General features: G+C 47.7%; 12 protein-coding genes. 4 read left to right on the top strand and 8 right to left on the bottom strand.

The features are described from left to right. Nucleotides 1-39: 39 nt before the first annotated feature. From NF212_RS18055 to NF212_RS18040, 4 genes are all read right to left on the bottom strand, one after another. A complete protein-coding gene (locus tag NF212_RS18055) occupies nt 40-1542 on the bottom strand; it encodes a lipopolysaccharide biosynthesis protein (RefSeq protein WP_434362073.1) in 1503 nt (500 codons plus the stop codon). Continuing rightward, nucleotides 1539-2540: a hypothetical protein gene (locus tag NF212_RS18050; RefSeq protein ID WP_434362071.1), complete on the bottom strand. Its 1002-nt coding sequence runs from the start codon at nt 2538-2540 to the stop codon at nt 1539-1541. Before NF212_RS18050 ends, NF212_RS18055 begins: the two co-directional genes overlap by 4 nt. Continuing rightward, on the bottom strand, nt 2540-4312 hold the full coding sequence (locus NF212_RS18045) for an ATP-grasp domain-containing protein (protein ID WP_434362070.1): 1773 nt from the start codon (nt 4310-4312) through the stop codon (nt 2540-2542). The genes NF212_RS18050 and NF212_RS18045 overlap by 1 nt, the downstream gene beginning before the upstream one ends. Before the next feature lie 118 nt (nt 4313-4430). After that, nucleotides 4431-5912, bottom strand: a complete 1482-nt coding sequence (locus NF212_RS18040; protein WP_434362069.1) for an oligosaccharide flippase family protein — start codon at nt 5910-5912, stop codon at nt 4431-4433. A 274-nt stretch (nt 5913-6186) separates the two neighbouring features. On the opposite strand from NF212_RS18040, the gene NF212_RS18035 reads away from it, so the two are divergent. Next, nucleotides 6187-7653 carry a chondroitinase-B domain-containing protein gene (locus tag NF212_RS18035; protein WP_434362068.1) on the top strand — a complete coding sequence of 489 codons (1467 nt, stop codon included), beginning with the start codon at nt 6187-6189 and terminating at the stop codon, nt 7651-7653. Here NF212_RS18035 and NF212_RS18030 read toward each other — a convergent pair. Continuing rightward, complete coding sequence (locus tag NF212_RS18030; protein WP_434362066.1) at nt 7625-8785, bottom strand: GNAT family N-acetyltransferase; 1161 nt, start codon at nt 8783-8785, stop codon at nt 7625-7627. The two genes, NF212_RS18035 and NF212_RS18030, sit on opposite strands and share 29 nt — an antisense overlap. Before the next feature lie 187 nt (nt 8786-8972). Between NF212_RS18030 and prsT the strand changes: the two genes are divergently transcribed. The 3 genes from prsT (at nt 8973) to NF212_RS18015 (ending at nt 13758) form a co-directional block, all read left to right on the top strand. Beyond that, nucleotides 8973-11735 (top strand): XrtA/PEP-CTERM system TPR-repeat protein PrsT, encoded by a 2763-nt coding sequence (gene prsT / locus NF212_RS18025; protein WP_434362064.1) that lies wholly within the window; start codon nt 8973-8975, stop codon nt 11733-11735. 171 nt (nt 11736-11906) lie between these two features. Next, a complete protein-coding gene (locus NF212_RS18020; protein ID WP_434362063.1) occupies nt 11907-12737 on the top strand; it encodes a S1 family peptidase in 831 nt (276 codons plus the stop codon). Between the two features lie 217 nt (nt 12738-12954). Further along, on the top strand, nt 12955-13758 hold the full coding sequence (locus NF212_RS18015) for a PEP-CTERM/exosortase system-associated acyltransferase (RefSeq protein ID WP_434362062.1): 804 nt from the start codon (nt 12955-12957) through the stop codon (nt 13756-13758). Nucleotides 13759-13837: 79 nt separating this feature from the next. Here the strand turns inward: NF212_RS18015 and NF212_RS18010 are convergent, their stop codons facing one another. Genes NF212_RS18010 through NF212_RS18000 form a run of 3 tightly spaced genes read right to left on the bottom strand, consistent with a single transcriptional unit; the run spans nt 13838 to nt 16954 of the window. After that, nucleotides 13838-15115, bottom strand: a complete 1278-nt coding sequence (locus NF212_RS18010) for a hypothetical protein (protein WP_434362060.1) — start codon at nt 15113-15115, stop codon at nt 13838-13840. Between the two features lie 16 nt (nt 15116-15131). Next, complete coding sequence (locus NF212_RS18005) at nt 15132-15503, bottom strand: EamA family transporter (RefSeq protein WP_434362059.1); 372 nt, start codon at nt 15501-15503, stop codon at nt 15132-15134. Continuing rightward, nucleotides 15500-16954, bottom strand: a complete 1455-nt coding sequence (locus NF212_RS18000) for a UbiA family prenyltransferase (protein WP_434362058.1) — start codon at nt 16952-16954, stop codon at nt 15500-15502. Before NF212_RS18000 ends, NF212_RS18005 begins: the two co-directional genes overlap by 4 nt. Between the last annotated feature and the right edge of the window lie 17 nt (nt 16955-16971).

Raw genomic sequence — 16971 nt, 5'->3', positions numbered from 1 at the left:
ATTGCCCCTGACCAATGAATTCATCGAGTTGGTATACGGTTAACTGGCCTTGGGTTTCAGGACGGCCTGAACCCTTCCATAGACTTTATCCAGTACCGCAATCAAAGGTGCATATAGGTATCCGGCGATCCCTGGTGACTTCCGGCATTGTGCAAGGAAGGCAAATATCAAGAGTGCATAAACCAGTGCGCCGGAAACTGATGCAACAACAAGAAGCAACCATTGCGGGCTGCCGTTCAGTACTTCCAGACAGTAGCTTACAGATACAGCCATGGGTAAAGAGGCCGCTGCCGGCACGCCCAGCAACACCGCAAACTGCAAAGGAGGCATGCCTAAGGTGAAGATTCCAAGGGAAACCAGCCACACCAGAAAAAACAGGGCGACAGCTGCGCGAATGTAGGACAAGGTTTCCAGCCCTTCGGATGCATAACTGTAAAACAGCAGGGAAATTGCACCAATCAGCAGTACGTCAGACAGGAATATCAGTCTCATGCGGGTGGTGATGGTAAAGGCATGGATCAGCGGGCCATAGAGCGTCGAAGTAATCATTAAGGGCGCCATAGCCTGGAAAACCGGGAGGGCATCAGTCCACTGCTCCCCGAGTACGACATGAACAAAAGGTTCTGCGACCAGGATAATTCCCACGGTAGAAGGGATAACGATCATCATCAGCACCGCAAGTTGCTTGACCAGGATATCGCTGATCTGCGACAGGGTGGACTGGTTTTTGGAAAGTACCGGGTAGAGTGCCCGGTTCAATGGATAGACCAGCTCCGTTGCCGGCAACCAGGCAAACTCCTGGGCAACGTTGTAGAGCCCAACTGCACGGCTGTCCATCAGGCGGCCAATCAGGAAAATGTCTAGGCGTGAGCGAAAATACCCAGAAAGGGATATGAGGAAAACCCATTTTGAAAAATGCCACTGCTCGTGCCAGTGGCGACGTGAAAACCGGGGACGGTAGTTACAGATAACGTACCCTGCTGCCGTTTTGATGGATAAGCCAGCAAGTGTTCCCAGTATCAGAGCCCAATAACTATGCCAATACCAAGCAATGATCAGGCTGACAGCGACAGCGGACAGCTTTTCTATAATCTCAATGCGGGTGATAGCGGCAAAGTTGTATTCCTTTTCAAAAAGGTCCAATCCGGCATTTTTTAGCCCTGTCAGCAGAGGGGTGACAGAGACAAGGTAAAGTACGTTTTCCAATTTAGGCATGTTTACAAAAGATGACAGAGGCTTCGCAAGCACAACAAGGGTTATAAAGGCAATAACCATCAAACACAGGTTCAGGCTCCAGGCACTGTTTACTTCATCGTCAGTAATATCAGCCTTGCGTACGATGTAGCTGGTGGACCCACAATTTACAAAGGTGGCAAAGAGATAAACGAAGAATGTTGCCATTGCCACCAGCCCAAAATCTTCGGGCGTCAAAAGCCTGACCAGGATTAGCGAACTCGCAAACCCGACGATCCGGGTAACCCAGCGGATAATGAGTTGCCATTTGGCTCCGTGGAGCATTGCTTGAGTATTGGACAGCGTCATACTTCGGTCCCGGATACCTGAAAGGGTTTGGGAGGTACATAAGTGTCCGGGTGAAGTTCTCCAGCTACCCGGCACGAACCTTTGAGCGTATCTCTGAACCAGGCAAGGTAGGCTTCTGTATCAGTGGTAAACCGGGTAAGTTCTTCGGCATTGCGGACATAGGGGGTAAAGCCCGGTACCACTGAGGGAGAGTGGAATGACAGGACAAAGGTCTGCTGGCCTCCCGCGAGAAGTTGCAACGTCAGCCTTTGCATCTGCTTAAGGGTAAATCCTTCGGGTGAAAGCCGCCACCGTTTGACCCCTGCGAGTTTCAGTAGTGCCCTTCCTGCAAAATCCCCTCCAAGCTGGCGGTAACGTTCCGGGTTGCCGTTAAGCCACGTCGCCAGGGGAGCGAGCCATGAAACCAGGCCAACAGTATGGGGATGAGAGGCAATGCCGTACCTGTCGTCCCAAAAACTGCGCGTGCAATAGCCGCTGAAATCCGGTCCAGACTGATGGCTGAAATCACAAAAAGGACTGACAGAAAGGTCGGTTTTATACCCCAGTTCAGAAAGTACCTGGTGGGTGTTTTCACCAATACCGTACCTGCCTGCCAGATAAGTGGTAGGAACATAACCTGTGACCTCTGAAATGGTCCGAGTCAGTTGTTCAAGTTTGGCTTTTTCTTCTTCGTAAGGGAGGTTGCCCGGGTAAGTGTCCTGTTCCGCGACACTGTGTTCGTGACGGAAAGGTGGGGATACCCATGGGTGAAGATGGGCGGCAATCTCCAGTTGCGAGTGCGGTATCTGTATAAGGCTGTGTAATGCCTGTTGCCCGGGTTTGCTGACTGTAAACGGGTAATCGACTGCCAGTGTTACCGGAAACCCGTTTGCAACCAGTTTTTTAACCCATTGGGCTAACACCGGTGCGTGCGAAGCTGCCGTATTTTGCGAATGAAACCCCCCATCCCAGTCAAATTCTTCTTCGGTATGGATTACCAATGTGAGTTGAGGTTCCATCAGGCCTGAACTCCTTTCCATAAATTCCCGATATGTAAAGTGACTGCCCGGATTGTTTTATAGCAGTCGACTACAGATTCCAAGGGGGCGTCATAGGGGTCTTCAATTTCCCCTCGCGGTGTTGCCTTGCCTGGCAGCGTTGCATCACCCAGTAAATCCGCAGCCATGAACCAATGGTTAACCCGGTATGCCGTCAGCAGCCTTTCCCTGTTGGCATGATCGAAAAAAATAACAATATCGGTTTCGAGGAGATCTTTCTGCTTGAGCCATTTGGAGCGATGGCGGGATAAATCGATATGGAGAGTGCCTGCCGCTTCAATTGCTTTGTTTGGGCTGAGCCTGTGGTCCTGTGGGTGAAAACCAAATGAGTCTGTATCGATAGGGGCCGAGTCAGCCAGCGCGTCAGATAACGCTTTTTCGGCAAATGGGCTTCGCATGATATTGCCGTAACAGACAAAAATAATGCGAGGTTCAGGAAGCGTCTGGAGAAGCAATTTTAGTGACCGCGTAGCCAGCTTACGACGCCTGTATCGGAGTGGGGAGAGTTTCTGTTTCACCGAACCAATCAGGTTGGCGAACAGCTGCCGCGATTCCTCGAAAAAGGGGGATGGATCCAGTTTGTCCCAGGAGTCGATGGTTTCATTTGGTGTAAAAGCCCTGAAAAATTCAGCAAGACGTCGGCAAACATGCTGCACTGCGGCAGGAAGCCCTTCTTCCTGCCGGATGGACTCAAACTTCCGCTTTATTTCGTAGAGATCTGCAGTCATTGCCCTGGCGGTGACCTTTTCCCTGTAAGTGACTAAAGGCGTGTCAGGCAACTGCTTTTTTAAAAGGTAGCGGCTGAAAAGAAACGGGAAGTCGATCCCCGCAAACTGTGCCAGTGGCAGGGAGCCCCAAAACCGGCAGTTCACTTCCAGAAGGATGGTTTGTCCCTCAGCATTTTGCCGGTATTCAAACATGGCGACACCGGTAAGCCGCGATTCCCGGCAAAGAGCGGATGTCTGTTTCAGCAGATCTGGGTCTACAGGGGTACTTATACGGTAGGAGCTTCCACCACCGCTTTGGGGCTCAGCGACACGTGTATGTGCAAAAGCTGCATGAACTTTCCCGTCAACCGCCAGCACGGAAAGACCGAGCCCATTTCCCTGAAAGAAATTCTCAACCAGTACCCGTCCGGTTCCGGAAACGTTCTTTTGCCACTTCTGAAAGCTCGTTTTGTCACGGATGATAGTCACATTTTGCCGTTCACTTAGTTCGGTGTGACTGAAAGACTGCAGGGGCTTCAGGACAAATGGCAGGCCAAATTGTCTTTCAATGTCGCTGAAATCCATTGTGTCAGAATGAAAGAGCTTTCCATGTGATACGGGGACGCCACAGCGCAAGGCAAGGCATTTGGTCAACCATTTGTTGGCGAAAACCTTAATTGCCAGCCGGTTTGCCATGCCAAGTTGAGTGCAGGCAGGCAGGGATTGGCGCATTTGCCAAAGCGGGTAGGCCGCGCGTTCATCGCAGGGGAGAACAAGATCAAACCGGTAGCGATGGACAAGGGCCAGAATGTTGTTGTTCCAGTCTTCCTGGGTTGAAGACTGATAGTTATAGAAAAAAGCCTGTTTGATGTACTGGCTCTTGAGTGCCGGGCTGTTTCTCAGGTAGCAAACGACGTAGACATCAAATCCAGCTTTACCGAGTGACCGGACGACGGTAAGGAAACTCCGTGTGTCCTCGCCTAAAACCAGTACTGAAAGGCGGGTCTGACATTCAATTGGCGTCATAACTTTCCATGTATTAGAAGGATGTTTCCCAATGAGGCATACATTCCGGTAAAGCCACTGAGGTCCTGAACTGATTGTAATCCGGTGAGATTTAAAGTGACTCTTATTGTTGAGACGATTATCTGCCCAGTTTTTGGGAGAGCTTTAAAAAATGCCCTGAGAGTGCTTTCCACACCACTGCAAAACCGGGGTGAAAGGTTGAAGCGAGCGCGAGTGCTGGCAGGACTAATAACAGGTAGGTTATCGCCCCGGCACAGATAACTAGGATCAGGCTGATTATTGAGACAGGAAGAAATAACTGGAGCTGGTGGACGACGAAGAACATGACGATTGCAGGAAAGGAGGGAACAAGAAATATCACTGCCAAGTTGACCAGGTTTCGGCTGACATAGCGGACATACAGTAATGAGAGCAAGGCGAGGAAAAGGACTGCAATGCCTACACGGGCAATCGTGTATCCTTCAAGGGCTTCTCCAGACCGATAGAGAAAATAAAATACCGATGAAATGGCTGCAATGATGATAGCGTCTACCAGTGCGAGCAATGGCAATTTTTCCTTAATGGTAAGCAGGTTTTGCATCCCTATGTTGAGGGGCATAGTCAACATCAAAAGGGTTATGAGTGAAAGCACCGGAGCAAGTTCTGCCCATTCTGTGCCAAGTATTATCGCCACAGCAGGTTGTGAAACAGCAGAGACTCCCAGGGCAGCCGGGACGACCAGCAGATAGGTCCAACAAAGGTAAAGGTTGAACGTGTGTGCTAGTGCAGCCCTGTCAGATGCCTGTTTTCCAAATGCCGCGTAAAGTGGGGCGGTGACAGGTTCTATCAATTCAGAAAACGGTAACCAGCCCAGCTCTTGGCTGACACGGTAGAGGCCAACATCTTTCCCGGTTAAAAACTTTCCGATCAACAGGGAATCAATGCGCGAACGCAGTGCTCCAGATGCTGATACCAACATCATTTTGCTGCTGAAGTTCAAATAGCGCAGCCAGCCACGGCTTATCCACTTCGGCTTACGTGGGACCAAACGATAGGAGAGTACAGAAACCAGTGTTTCTGAAAGCAAACTTCCGGTGATAAGGGCCCGGTAGTCTTCAAAGTAGAGTGCCAGTGCAACGGTTATGGGAAATACCGTCAGGCGGGTAGTCATCTGCATCTTGGAGATCGGCGCGTAATTCAGGGCACGTTCAAGCTCAACCAGGCGGATGTTTTTCAGTGCCTGTATTGGTAAAAGCAGCCCGGCAAACCGGATAACGCCTGTCAGCAATGGCTCGTTCAGAAAGGAGGAAATTGCCGGGGCCAGCATAAACAACAGGACATAAAGGCCAGATTTAAGTGCCAGGTTCAGTGACCAAACCTGATACATCTGGGTCTCTGTCAGGGTGTCAGATTTAATCAGGTACTTGGTGCTTCCCGTCTCAGAAAGAGTCGCAAAGAGGGTAATCACCATGGTGGTCAAAGCTGCGATGCCAAAATCTGCTGGCGTGAGAATCCGGGCCAACACAATAAGGCTGATAATCCCGATAAACCTCGAAACCAGTTTCGCAACCAGGTTCCAAAGATACCCGTGTGTCAGCGATCCCCAAAGCGAGTCTTTCATGCAGTCTCTCTTCCTTGAAACACAATATTTTGACGCCAGGTACGGCCTGTCAGCAGGCAATTTCCGGTAAATCGAGCGTACTGAAAGCACTTTGAATCAAGCATCTTCAGGATGTGCAAGCTTTGAGCTATTACAGAGCTTTTGGCTGCTCCTTTTCAACCTCTTGATTATGGCGGAGAAACCTTTAGGGATGTGCGAATCAATATTGAGACACTGGTATGGGAACGCCGGGACATAAGATAATTTCTGACTCTTTTATCCCAGTGAGGAAAGGATGCTTAAGAAGCTGGTGAAAATCGTTATGGTCTATCTTGTGCTGTGCGGAATTCTGCTTCAGGGTATCGTCTTTGCCATGGGCTATAAGATGGTTCAATTGGTTGGGCCGGATGTCCACAGTGTTCCCACTTTATTTGTACTGTTTTCCGATATCCTGGATAAAAATAGTAAACTGTACAGACCCCTGTCAGGATTCCTCCGGTCCAGCGCGGATTCCCTTAAAACACCGGTCTACTTCTGGCAGTCGTTTGACCGTCATAATTTCCCCAGTCTCACCTATCCCATTGATAATGCTCCCCAAACGCCCCTGGGCCTCGACCGCCTGTACGTGAACAGTGAAGAACAGTTAATAGACGCAATTAAAAAGGCCGAAGCCGGAACTGAAATTATTGTCGACAGTGGGACTTACCGGTTTAAAAAACGGCGTATTGCCTCAACCAGAAATGGGGGTACAGCCAACCAGCCCATCGTTTTACGTGCTGCGGTCCCTGGGGAAGTAACCATTGAGAGTGCTACGGTCGAAGGCATTGTGGTTGAAAAACCTTACTGGCAGTTTGAGGGGCTGCGCTTTGTTGGTGTGTGCAGCCATGACAACCGTTGTGAACATGCGTTACACGTCGTGGGTGAAGCCGCAAATACCCGAATAGTAAACAACGAGTTCGTCGATTTTAACGCTGCGATAAAGGTAAACGAGAGTAATGGTGACTACCCGGATACCGGCTATGTCGGTTACAACGATTTCCACAATACCCGCCCGCGAGAAACCCGGTACTCCATTACGCCGATCAACATTGATCATGCCAATGAGTGGCGGGTTGAGCGCAATGTGATACGTAACTTTATTAAAACCGAAGGTAACAGGGTGAGTTATGGCGCTTTCATGAAAGGTGGGGCTAGCGGGGGGGTGTTTGAGGGGAACCTTGTTATCTGTAATACCACCAAGAACGATTATCCAACATACCAGGTTGGGCTCTCAGCAGGTGGTGGCGGGATGAAAAACCGGCGCAACCATGTGTCTACTGAAACGCAGGACCTGATCATCCGCAACAATATTATCCTTCATTGCAGTGATGATGGCGTATACGTAAACAACTCAAAAAATACCGTGCTGGTCAACAATACGCTGTATAACACTGGCGGTATCAGTACCCGTTTCCCCGGGACCAGCGTGGTTGCACTAAACAACATCATGACAGGTGAAATTCACCAGCGAGACGGAGCAGTGGGGTTGGTGGAAAAAGGCAATACGTGGTTACCAAGAAGCTTCCTGACTGATGCAGAAGACTTTGACACCTACTTTGTTGCACCCTCAATAGGCAATTTTACCTGGCAAGCGTTGCCTGAAAACGTCGAAACCGTCCCGCTTCCTTCTGAATGGATGTCAGAGACCGATTTTTGTGGCAACAAGGTATTTGGGAAATCGTTTGTCGGTGCGGTCAGTGATTCGGCAAACTGTTTTTATTGAATAAGCGGGTCTTCACATTTCGCAAGACCTGAGTGGAATCACTGATAAAGTCAGTATTTCGAAAACTGCTGACTGTCAGTGTTTCCTGATCAGAGCAGAAGGATTTTTTGTATTGCGCCTCGCCACCCATGAAATCGTAAATATCAATGTCATCACGCAGCGCTTTTTCAATAAGTAGATAATGAGCCAACAGGCCAGGTTTTAACTGGTTATTTGCCCTAGCATAATTTATTGAGGAGAGATAAAAATACACCCTCCGTTTATGTTTTAGATTATAAATATATGCCAATGTGTCGTCCCCGTTTAACACGTGAGAAATTTCAATGAGGCCTTGGGATATTCCCCGTTTTATCAATTGAGTGTGAAACAGGGTAAATAACGGGTTGGTAAAACCGCTGCCCATAGGAGAATGGTTCCATCGTGCAATGTGGAAAGGCGCGGCGCAGGAAAACATATCCAATGCTTCATGGACATTTTGGGCCGTAATCACATGGAGCTGGCCAGCTTCCTCATGACGTTTTTTGCTTCGCCTAATTTGATAGCGGGTATTCTTCGAAAGCGTGCTGAGGAAGTCTTTCTGGCTTGCCCTGAGTGCGGCTAAATCGAGGTAGTAGGCCGTTGTTTTCCACACGTCACGACGGATGAGACCGAGCTCTGTAAGCCTTGCAAAGCGTTGTTGCAAGCCCGCCCCAATGGAGAGGATATCCCGGCTTTCCAGCCAATACCTAATCCGGGTGAGCATGGCATCCCGTACAGCATCTGCGCCATTTTTCTTTAACAGGAAATCATTATATTCGATCCAAATTTGGTCACAGGCGGGGTCGCCGGTGCGGTGGAGATGATATACATCCCCCACTATAAAGGAATAAAGGGAACTTCTTTCTTTTACCAAAATTCCAAGGCCGACTGTTTCATTATCTTGTCTCGCCTCGATAACATACATCTCATTTACAAAACAATCCAGCCAGGTACTAATCCATAACCAGCTCAGGAAAATATTGGGTTCAGCATTTAATTCAAGTGCCTGCCATGCTTCGGATAACCACTTTCTGGAAGGGTTTTTAAATATCTCAATTTGTATATGACGGAGTGCTTCAGAGTCTTTAAGCGGGTCGCTGTTTTGAGACATCATTGAATTCCCTTTCATTCTATGGTGTTCAGTATTGGAAGACAGAACTGACCGATTCGCTTCGTATTATTGCAGATATTTGATTGGTAACACCTAATGTTGAATATCAATTTTGATACAGCCAGGAAAAATTCAAATAAAAACGCTCTCACAGTTGAGATTATTACAATCGTATTCCCAAAGGTATGGCATGAATAATACGTTAACAGGGTATGTGAAAAAGGGACTTCTTGCTGCTGCAATTTTGACTGCCAGCGGATGTAACAGCGAAACGGCTCAAACCCACATAGACAAAGCTGATGAGTACTTCAAGCAGGGTGATCGTGGCGCAGCGGTAATTGAACTGAAAAATGCCATTCAACTTGAGCCGGAAAACGTCAAACCCCGCGACATATTGGGAAGGTACTACCTCAGAACCGGCAATTTTGCATCGGCGGAAAAGGAACTGTTGCGCGCTTACAAGCTGGGCAGTCCTGACGAAAACCTGCCAGCACTTATTGGCCTTACCTACATTCACCGGGGTTTGTTTGATGACCTGATTTCCTTTGCTACCGACCTCAAGCCTACTACGCCGCAAATGGAAGCAGAAATAAATGCCATTCTGATGATGGCCGCTATCGACCAGCAGGATTTTGAGACTGTAGAGTTGCTCAAAAGGAAGATAGAAACTTCAGGTATCTCAACCAATATTGTCAAACGTGCAATGGCGAGGTACCACGTCAGGCAAGAGGATTTTGTCGATGCCTTTGACCTCTACGATGAAATCCTGAAAACCGACCCGGAAAACGGCCTGATCTGGCTTATGCGTGGCCACGCAAATTATGCATCCAGGCAGTTTGTTGAAGCCGCAGATGATTACAAAAAAGCAATGTCATTTTCACCAGATGCTTCTTATTACCCGGTTTTTTATGCCGGGGCGTTAATTGCCGGACAGAAATTTGATGAAGCGCGCCCTTATGTTGACAATTTACTTGAGGCTGCGCCAAACCATATCAAGACCAATGAAATGAAAGCTGCGATTGCTTATGCCGACCGAGATTTTGATCTGGCAAAGACTCACAGCGAACGGGCCATGCTCAGTGGTTCGCCGAATATTGGCCTGTCGATGATTGCCGGTATTGCCAACTATGAGCTTGGGAATTATGACCAGGCTGGCCGTCATTTTGCTCGTGTACTTGAATTTTACCCAGAGAATAAGTACGCCAAGCGCCTTTTCTCCCTGACACAGCTTCAACTGGGGGATGTTGAGGCTGCCGTGGATGCGCTTGAGGCAATAGATATTGAAAATGCCGAAGACAGTGAGTTTCTATCCCGTGCCAGTGTAGAACTGTCGCGTCTGGGAATGGATGCGAAGGCAGTGTCACTGGCCAAGAAAGCTGCAGCCTCAGGGAACCAGAATGACCTTTTGCGTCTGGGCGTGGTGAAACTTGCAAGCAGCGACAAAACGGCGATTTCTGATATTCGTTCGGTTATAGATGCAAGTGAAGCCAAGAAAGGGCCGCAAATAGCACTTGCTTATGGCTACCTTCGACTCGGAGATATTGATGCTGCGTCAAAGGTGATCAAGCAATTGCAGGAAGATTACCCGGAAGATCTGAGTACCATGACTGTTACTGGTATGTTGGCACAAACGGGAAATGACCAGGAACAGGCCAAGGCTTGGTACAAAAAGGTACTGGAAAAAGATCCCAACGCTTTTCCGGCGACTTTGTTCAACGGCATTATTCTGCAAAATGAAGGCAAACGGGCTGAGGCACACTCGCTCTTTTTGAAGGCAAAGAAAGCAGTTCCATCAAATGAAACCGTTAATGAGTATTTAGTCCGGAATGCTTACGAGTTGGGCAAAATGGACGACGTCATCACCCTCCTGAAAGAGCAAGTGGAAGTGTCGCCAGGCAGTGCAGAACTCAATTATCACCTGGCTAGTGCTTACCAGGCTGCAGGTGATATGGACTCAGCACGGAAGCAGCTTGAGTCTGTAGACGAGAGTGTACGAAATGCTCCTATCTGGCGGGTTCTTTCTATTCTTTATTATCAGGAGCGCAACCTCCAGGAAGCAGAGAAAGCACTGGAACAGTGGGTTATCAAAAGCCCGACGGACACCCGTCCATACTTTAGCCTGATCGATCTCCATATGGCTTCTGGAAATGAAGACCGGGCCATGGCAATAATAAGCCGCGGAATTGCCCGTTTTCCGGATGACGCCCGCTTCCATGCTTCACAACTAGAAGCCCTTCGCCGTCAGCAAATGTATGCCCGTGCATTACGGACAGCAGACACTATGCCTGATGCTGTGAGGAATGAACCAGTGGTGAGAAGGGCAGAGGCGAGAGTCCTCATGGATCAGGAAAAATTCAATGATGCACTTGCCATTCTTAATGATGTTTATGGTAAGCAACCTTCTATTGAGGCGGCCAACGAAATCATAGACGTTCATGTTCTGAGTGCGAACCCAAGCAAAGCGATTTCGTTTATTGACGAAAGTTACGGAAAGTTTGGGCGTCCTGCCGAAGCCCTTTTGCTCAGGAAAGCTGAGATCCTGCTGGCTGAAGGAAGCGAAGATAAGGCAATCGCTGTATACGAAGACCTGATATCCCGATACCCGAATGACCTTATCGTACTTAATAATCTTGCCTGGCTTTATTTGGACTCAGGCAGGGTTGATCGCGGTTGTGAACTTGCCGGAAACGCGTTTGACATCGCCAAGGACCAACCAGAGATACAAGATACACTTGGCTACTGCAAGCTGAAATCAGGGGACCCCAAATCAGCCAGGGATTTGTTGAGCAAGGCTTATGTATCACAGAGCGGAAAAGCGGAAATAGCGCTGAGATATGCTGAAAGCCTGATTGCAAACAATGAAAACAATGAGGCACGGAAGGTGCTTGAAGAGCTTACCCCGGATTCGGCAGATCAGCAGGAGAAAAAGGACAAGCTATTGTCCGAACTATAGAAAATGTAATTAAAGGAAGCCCTCAGGAGTTATATCTGGAGGGCTTTTTATTTCAGAATTAAGTATCAGATGCGGATGAAGTATACAAATTAACACTGTTAATATTAATAATACATTTGAACCCAATTCCATAAATTAAGCCTACAAATAGAATTCAGGAGTGAAAATAATATGGACAAATTGGAAAGGAAAAACTCATGTGGAATGAAACGGATGTATTTACATTATTTAAATAAACATGTGTGGCTTACTTGTTTGATACTTGGGTTTATTATCACCACTTTTCCCGCTCATGCAGACTTAAAAAATACGATAAAAAAAATAAAACCATCGGTAGTGGGAGTCGGGAGTTACGCCAGAAATGGAGGCAGACAGGCTAGGGTGTCTGGTACTGGTTTTGTTGTCGGTAAAGGGAACATTGTAGCGACCAATGCACATGTTTTGCCCAAAGACTATGTACCCAACAGCAAATTCGACTTGGCGGTTTTTGTTGGTCATGGCAAAACACCGGATGTCCGCCGTGCGGAAGTTATTGTCGTTGATGGAAAGCATGATCTGGCCTTGTTGAAAATTAAAGGAAGGCCAGTAAAAGCGATGAAGCTCAGTTCATCCAATGTAGAAGAAGGTGAGGAAATAGCCTTTACAGGTTTCCCGCTGGGTGCTGTGTTGGGGCTGTATCCAGTAACACACAGAGGCATTGTATCCAGTATCAGCCCGATTGCTGTCCCGACCCCGAAAAATGCAGCTTCACTCACCTCACGGCAAATTGCTGCACTCCGTAACCCCTTTGACGTATACCAATTGGATGCTGTTGCCTACCCAGGCAATAGCGGAAGTGCAGTTTATCGTATTGATAATGGGGAAGTAGTTGCCGTTATTAACAGCGTATTGGTAAAGAAAACCAAAGAGTCAGCCCTTACAGATCCCACGGCGATCAGCTATGCCATACCTGTAAGATATTTGAGACAGCTAATGATGCAAAATGATGTCCCCCTTCATTAAGGGGGAATATCTTTATTAATAACAAGTTAGAGGCAGTATTAAAATTCTCTCATTTAGCATTAACGTTGAATTGACAGTTCCCTCACATAATTAATCTCATTTCAATTTATTTTTCCTTAATAATAATCCAGCTTCCATTAATCACCGGGCCAATATTTTTGCTTTCTAGACTTGGTGGTTTGTTTCTTAGTGCATTTTTTATTGAAAGGGATTAAAGATGTTTGAAAAATTTACGGAATATATGGATTGTCAGTTGGCAATATCAGAAAAAAGCCGCAAATTGGTTCACCAAATCCGTCACCGCGTTTATTGTGAGGAGTTAAACTTCGAACCCCAGAAAGTTACCCAGATGGAAACTGATGAATTTGATGATTATTCTCTGTTTTGCATGATTAAACAACGCTCTACCGACAAAGTAGCGGGTTGTGTCCGGTTAGTTTCCCCGGAACATGATGACCATATGCTTCCCCTTGAAAAACACTGTAATAATGCCATCACTGACCCTAACTATAAGCTTGACCGTTTTCGTCGGGGGACGTTGTGTGAGATTTCCAGACTGGCGATTCCCCTTGAATTCCGCCGACGCCGTGATGAAAACAGACCTAAAGAACTGGAAAAACCGATCAGCCAGCTTTCTGAAGAAGAGAAACGTACTTTTCCTCTCATTTCTCTTGCTCTCTACTTCGCCGCTGCATCTATGGGGGTACAAAAAGGCCATGAACATTGCTTTGTGATGATGGAGCCGCGTCTGGCGCGCAGTATGCGACTTCTGGGTATCCCTTTCGTACAGGTGGGGCCTGCGATTGACTTCCGGGGTAAACGAGCGCCGTATTATATTAATGCTGAACTGTTCCACAGCCGGCTTGCACCAGAGTTGGTCTATCTCTTCGGGGAGATTGATGGCCGTGTAAAGCAGGGTATGATGGGAATTACTCTTGGCAGTGCTGCCGGGATACCGTTATCCCCAGGGGGGCGGGCTCTCAATAATTCTATGCTCCATCACACGAAATGGAGCTGTTGAAAATGTTGCCAGCGCATGTTTAAGCCCAGTTAGACATGCGCCTCTTACTTCTCTCCTCCCGTGCTGATACCCCTCCAAATCAAGGCAGTACTGCCAGCAATGCCTGATCGATAGACACTACATTGTTATAACTGAAACAGGCGATAATAAGTGTTGCAGCGATGGAGAAATTAATGATTGAGAGCCGCGACATCCCGTACGCCAGCCAAATGATATTCGTGGCGAGAATATGCCCTGTGTAGAGGAAAAGACTTCCCCTGTCCTGATACTCGAGGTGGAAAACGATGTTGATCAATGTCCATATTATGGCGACTTGCAGTAACGGGGACTTGATCTGTTTCAGGGCGAGCACGTACAGGATGATCAGCAGTCCGTTAATCAACCACACGGCCTTGATGTAATTTGTACCCCGAAAATCTGCCATCATCTTACCTGGCTCTATTTCCATGATGATGTGTTTTGGGGCGACCATGGCATTGACCAGAAAATTCCAGCTGACGGCGAGAATACCTTCTTTTTCACCAGGCCTGACAACTGCCCACAACGTCTTTTTGGCGACCTCTAACGGTGATGAGACCAATTCAAACAGGATATTTGAGTAGCATAGGACAAAAAGTGCAACGAAGATCAGAGCGCACTTGAGCAAACCGATTCCAAGATAGGCGATCTGAAAACTGCTTGTTTGTCTGGTTCTGTGATGCATCAACATTATCACTTCGCAAAGAAGTACCAGTAGCAACAGATACGATGTTGTGCCCACCGCCATTACGTAGACCCCCGCCCTTGCCCAACTGAAATGGGCTGGTGGGTTCATTAGGCTTTTTTGCAGGATCCAAAGGCTGGCTGTAATCCAGAACAGGGCAAACGCGTAGGAATCCAGCACGGTACCGTCTGCCAGGTACGTTGCGCTGGAAATAAACACCAGTGTTAGCAGGAGTGCTTGTTGCGAGTTGTTCAGCAATCGGCGAAGGATTTCAAATATGACGTAAAGTGTCGTGCAGTGAAATAGAAGCGTGATGGTTATTATGGCTACAACGCGCTCTATGCCCATCAACCCACTTATCATTACGGGAAGGCCATAAAGGTAGATTAAAGGGTGTTTAATTTTTAGCGTTATGGCTTCAGGGTTACCTTCAAACTGAAGTGAAAAATAGCTCAGTGACTTGAACAGGTACCCCTGATCAAAATCAAAGGCGAGATTGATATGATCATAAAAACCGGTAGCGACCAGTTGAAGGTCAACAGTCAGGAAGCCCAAAAACGTAAGGGGAATGAGCACAAAAAGCAAAATTTTCCTGCACAGGGTTTCAGGGACGAGCGGCTCGGGGTCCTGTTTGTTGACTGGAGGTGTATTCATAGCAAATTCCGGCAGTTCAGGTTTGTGAAACCAAAATGACTCCGGCGACCACTAAAAACGTACCGGCCAGCCGAATCGGAGTGATGGCTTCCTGCAACACGATATGCCCCAAAATCATAGTGACAACAAATCCAAGGCCAACAAAGGGATAGGCTTTACTTACGTCGAATTTTGAAAGGACGGCAAGCCACAGCATGGCCCCCAAGCCGTACATCAAAAGACCCAGGATGACATGTGAGTTCGTTGCTACAGCAAGAATATTCAGAACCCAGGAGCTGTTGTCATGGTGTTGGGCATTGTGGTGATTCATTCCGATTTTCAGGGTAATTTGTGCGGCTGCTGACAGAAACACACTCACAAGAATGAAACCGTAGGTTGAGAGATTCATAGATAGAGAGCTCCCAGAATAATTGTGGCAATACAGGCAGCACATACAAGGCTGCCTTTATCCCTGAATGAGAACACGATGGGGTCATCAGTCATTTCACCACGGGTTGTTTTTATCCAGATCCTGCCAAGCCAGTAAAGCAGTACGGGTTCAACCAGCCAGATAAGGTTGGGATGGTGGTAGCCCCCATTCTGTATTCCCTCTGCCATATAAAGTGTTACGACTAATACGGCGTTAAATGCAGATGCCGCACCCATCGCTACCAGCAGTTGAGTGTCAGAAACGTTGTAATCCCGGCCGGATGATGAAGATTGCTTTTCCTTTTTAACGGTGTGGAGCTCGCTTACCCGTTTAACAAGGGCGAGGCTGACAAAAAGGAACATGGAGAAGGCCAGTAACCAAATGGATGGTTCCACAGCAATGACCCATGCACCTATTAAAATCCTTGCTGTGTAAAGAGCTGCCAGGCAGATGACATCCATCAGCACGTAGCTTTTTACCACATAAGTGTAGAAAAGCGTCAGGGCGAGGTAGGCTGTTAGCCCCGGTACCGCGGCCGGTGCTGCCAGCCCGGTGATGGCGTAGGCTGTCAGCAGTAGTGAAAAGGCAAGAGTGACAGCTCTGGGGACGCTTAACAGACCGGATGGAATAGCCCGAAAGCGTTTCCTTGGATGCTGGCGGTCATTTTGGATGTCGAAAATGTCATTAAGAATATAGGTTGATGAAGCCAGCAAGGAAAACGCCAGAAAGGTCAGTGATACATCGGCGAACAGGCTGCTTTGGTTAAGGTTTCCTGACACAATGAGCGGCACAAAAAGCAAAAGGTTTTTAGACCATTGGTACATACGGATGCACCTGATGATATCCCTGTTACCTGCAGAAGGAACCGGTATGACGGTATCAACCCCTGCATGTCGGCTGGCATCTTTTTCTATCGTACGACTTGAAGAGACAAGGACTGGAAGCTTGGAAGCCTGAAAGATAATGTAATCTGCTTCGCTGTCACCTAAATATGAAAATGGCCGGTTTTGACGAGTAATTGCCGCGAGTTTGGCTTTGGATTTCAGGTTTGTTGACCGGTCACTGGCCAATACCCCGTCAAAAATGTCCAGATGTTCTGCGACAGATTCGGCATAACGAAAATTGGAGGCAGTGGCGAGTAACAGCCGATGCCCGTCTTTCTTTTTCTTATCCAGATAAGTTAAAACCTCGTGATTGTATGGGAGGGTTTCAGGGGAAATTGCAACTCGGGACGCGATCTCATTTTTGAGATGGGCCCTGCCTTTTGCTAACCATACCGGGAGGAGAAAAATATAAAAAACATTGCGTTTTAACAGTAGGATCGTACTTTCGAACAATAGGTCGGTTCTAATCAGTGTCCCGTCTAAATCCACATATATATCTTCACATTCCATAGCAATGTCACAGTCCTTTGAGCCCAGATTTTTCAACAGTTTTTCTTTTAAAT

The sequence above is a fragment of the Parasalinivibrio latis genome, from assembly GCF_036825535.1.
Lineage (GTDB): Bacteria > Pseudomonadota > Gammaproteobacteria > Enterobacterales > Vibrionaceae > Parasalinivibrio > Parasalinivibrio latis.
Note: the sequence above shows the minus strand (reverse complement) of the source record. Positions and strands in the feature narration are given on the sequence as shown.

Bases quoted from the DNA above. Each gene is read 5' to 3' on its own strand.
- NF212_RS18005 (WP_434362059.1), bottom strand. From the start codon at position 15,503: ATGAATCTCTCAACCTACGGTTTCATTCTTGTGAGTGTGTTTCTGTCA.
- NF212_RS18010 (WP_434362060.1), bottom strand. From the start codon at position 15,115: ATGAATACACCTCCAGTCAACAAACAGGACCCCGAGCCGCTCGTCCCT.
- NF212_RS18030 (WP_434362066.1), bottom strand. From the start codon at position 8,785: ATGATGTCTCAAAACAGCGACCCGCTTAAAGACTCTGAAGCACTCCGT.
- prsT (WP_434362064.1), top strand. From the start codon at position 8,973: ATGAATAATACGTTAACAGGGTATGTGAAAAAGGGACTTCTTGCTGCT.
- NF212_RS18020 (WP_434362063.1), top strand. From the start codon at position 11,907: ATGGACAAATTGGAAAGGAAAAACTCATGTGGAATGAAACGGATGTAT.
- NF212_RS18055 (WP_434362073.1), bottom strand. From the start codon at position 1,542: ATGACGCTGTCCAATACTCAAGCAATGCTCCACGGAGCCAAATGGCAA.
- NF212_RS18040 (WP_434362069.1), bottom strand. From the start codon at position 5,912: ATGAAAGACTCGCTTTGGGGATCGCTGACACACGGGTATCTTTGGAAC.
- NF212_RS18035 (WP_434362068.1), top strand. From the start codon at position 6,187: ATGCTTAAGAAGCTGGTGAAAATCGTTATGGTCTATCTTGTGCTGTGC.
- NF212_RS18050 (WP_434362071.1), bottom strand. From the start codon at position 2,540: ATGGAACCTCAACTCACATTGGTAATCCATACCGAAGAAGAATTTGAC.
- NF212_RS18045 (WP_434362070.1), bottom strand. From the start codon at position 4,312: ATGACGCCAATTGAATGTCAGACCCGCCTTTCAGTACTGGTTTTAGGC.
- NF212_RS18015 (WP_434362062.1), top strand. From the start codon at position 12,955: ATGTTTGAAAAATTTACGGAATATATGGATTGTCAGTTGGCAATATCA.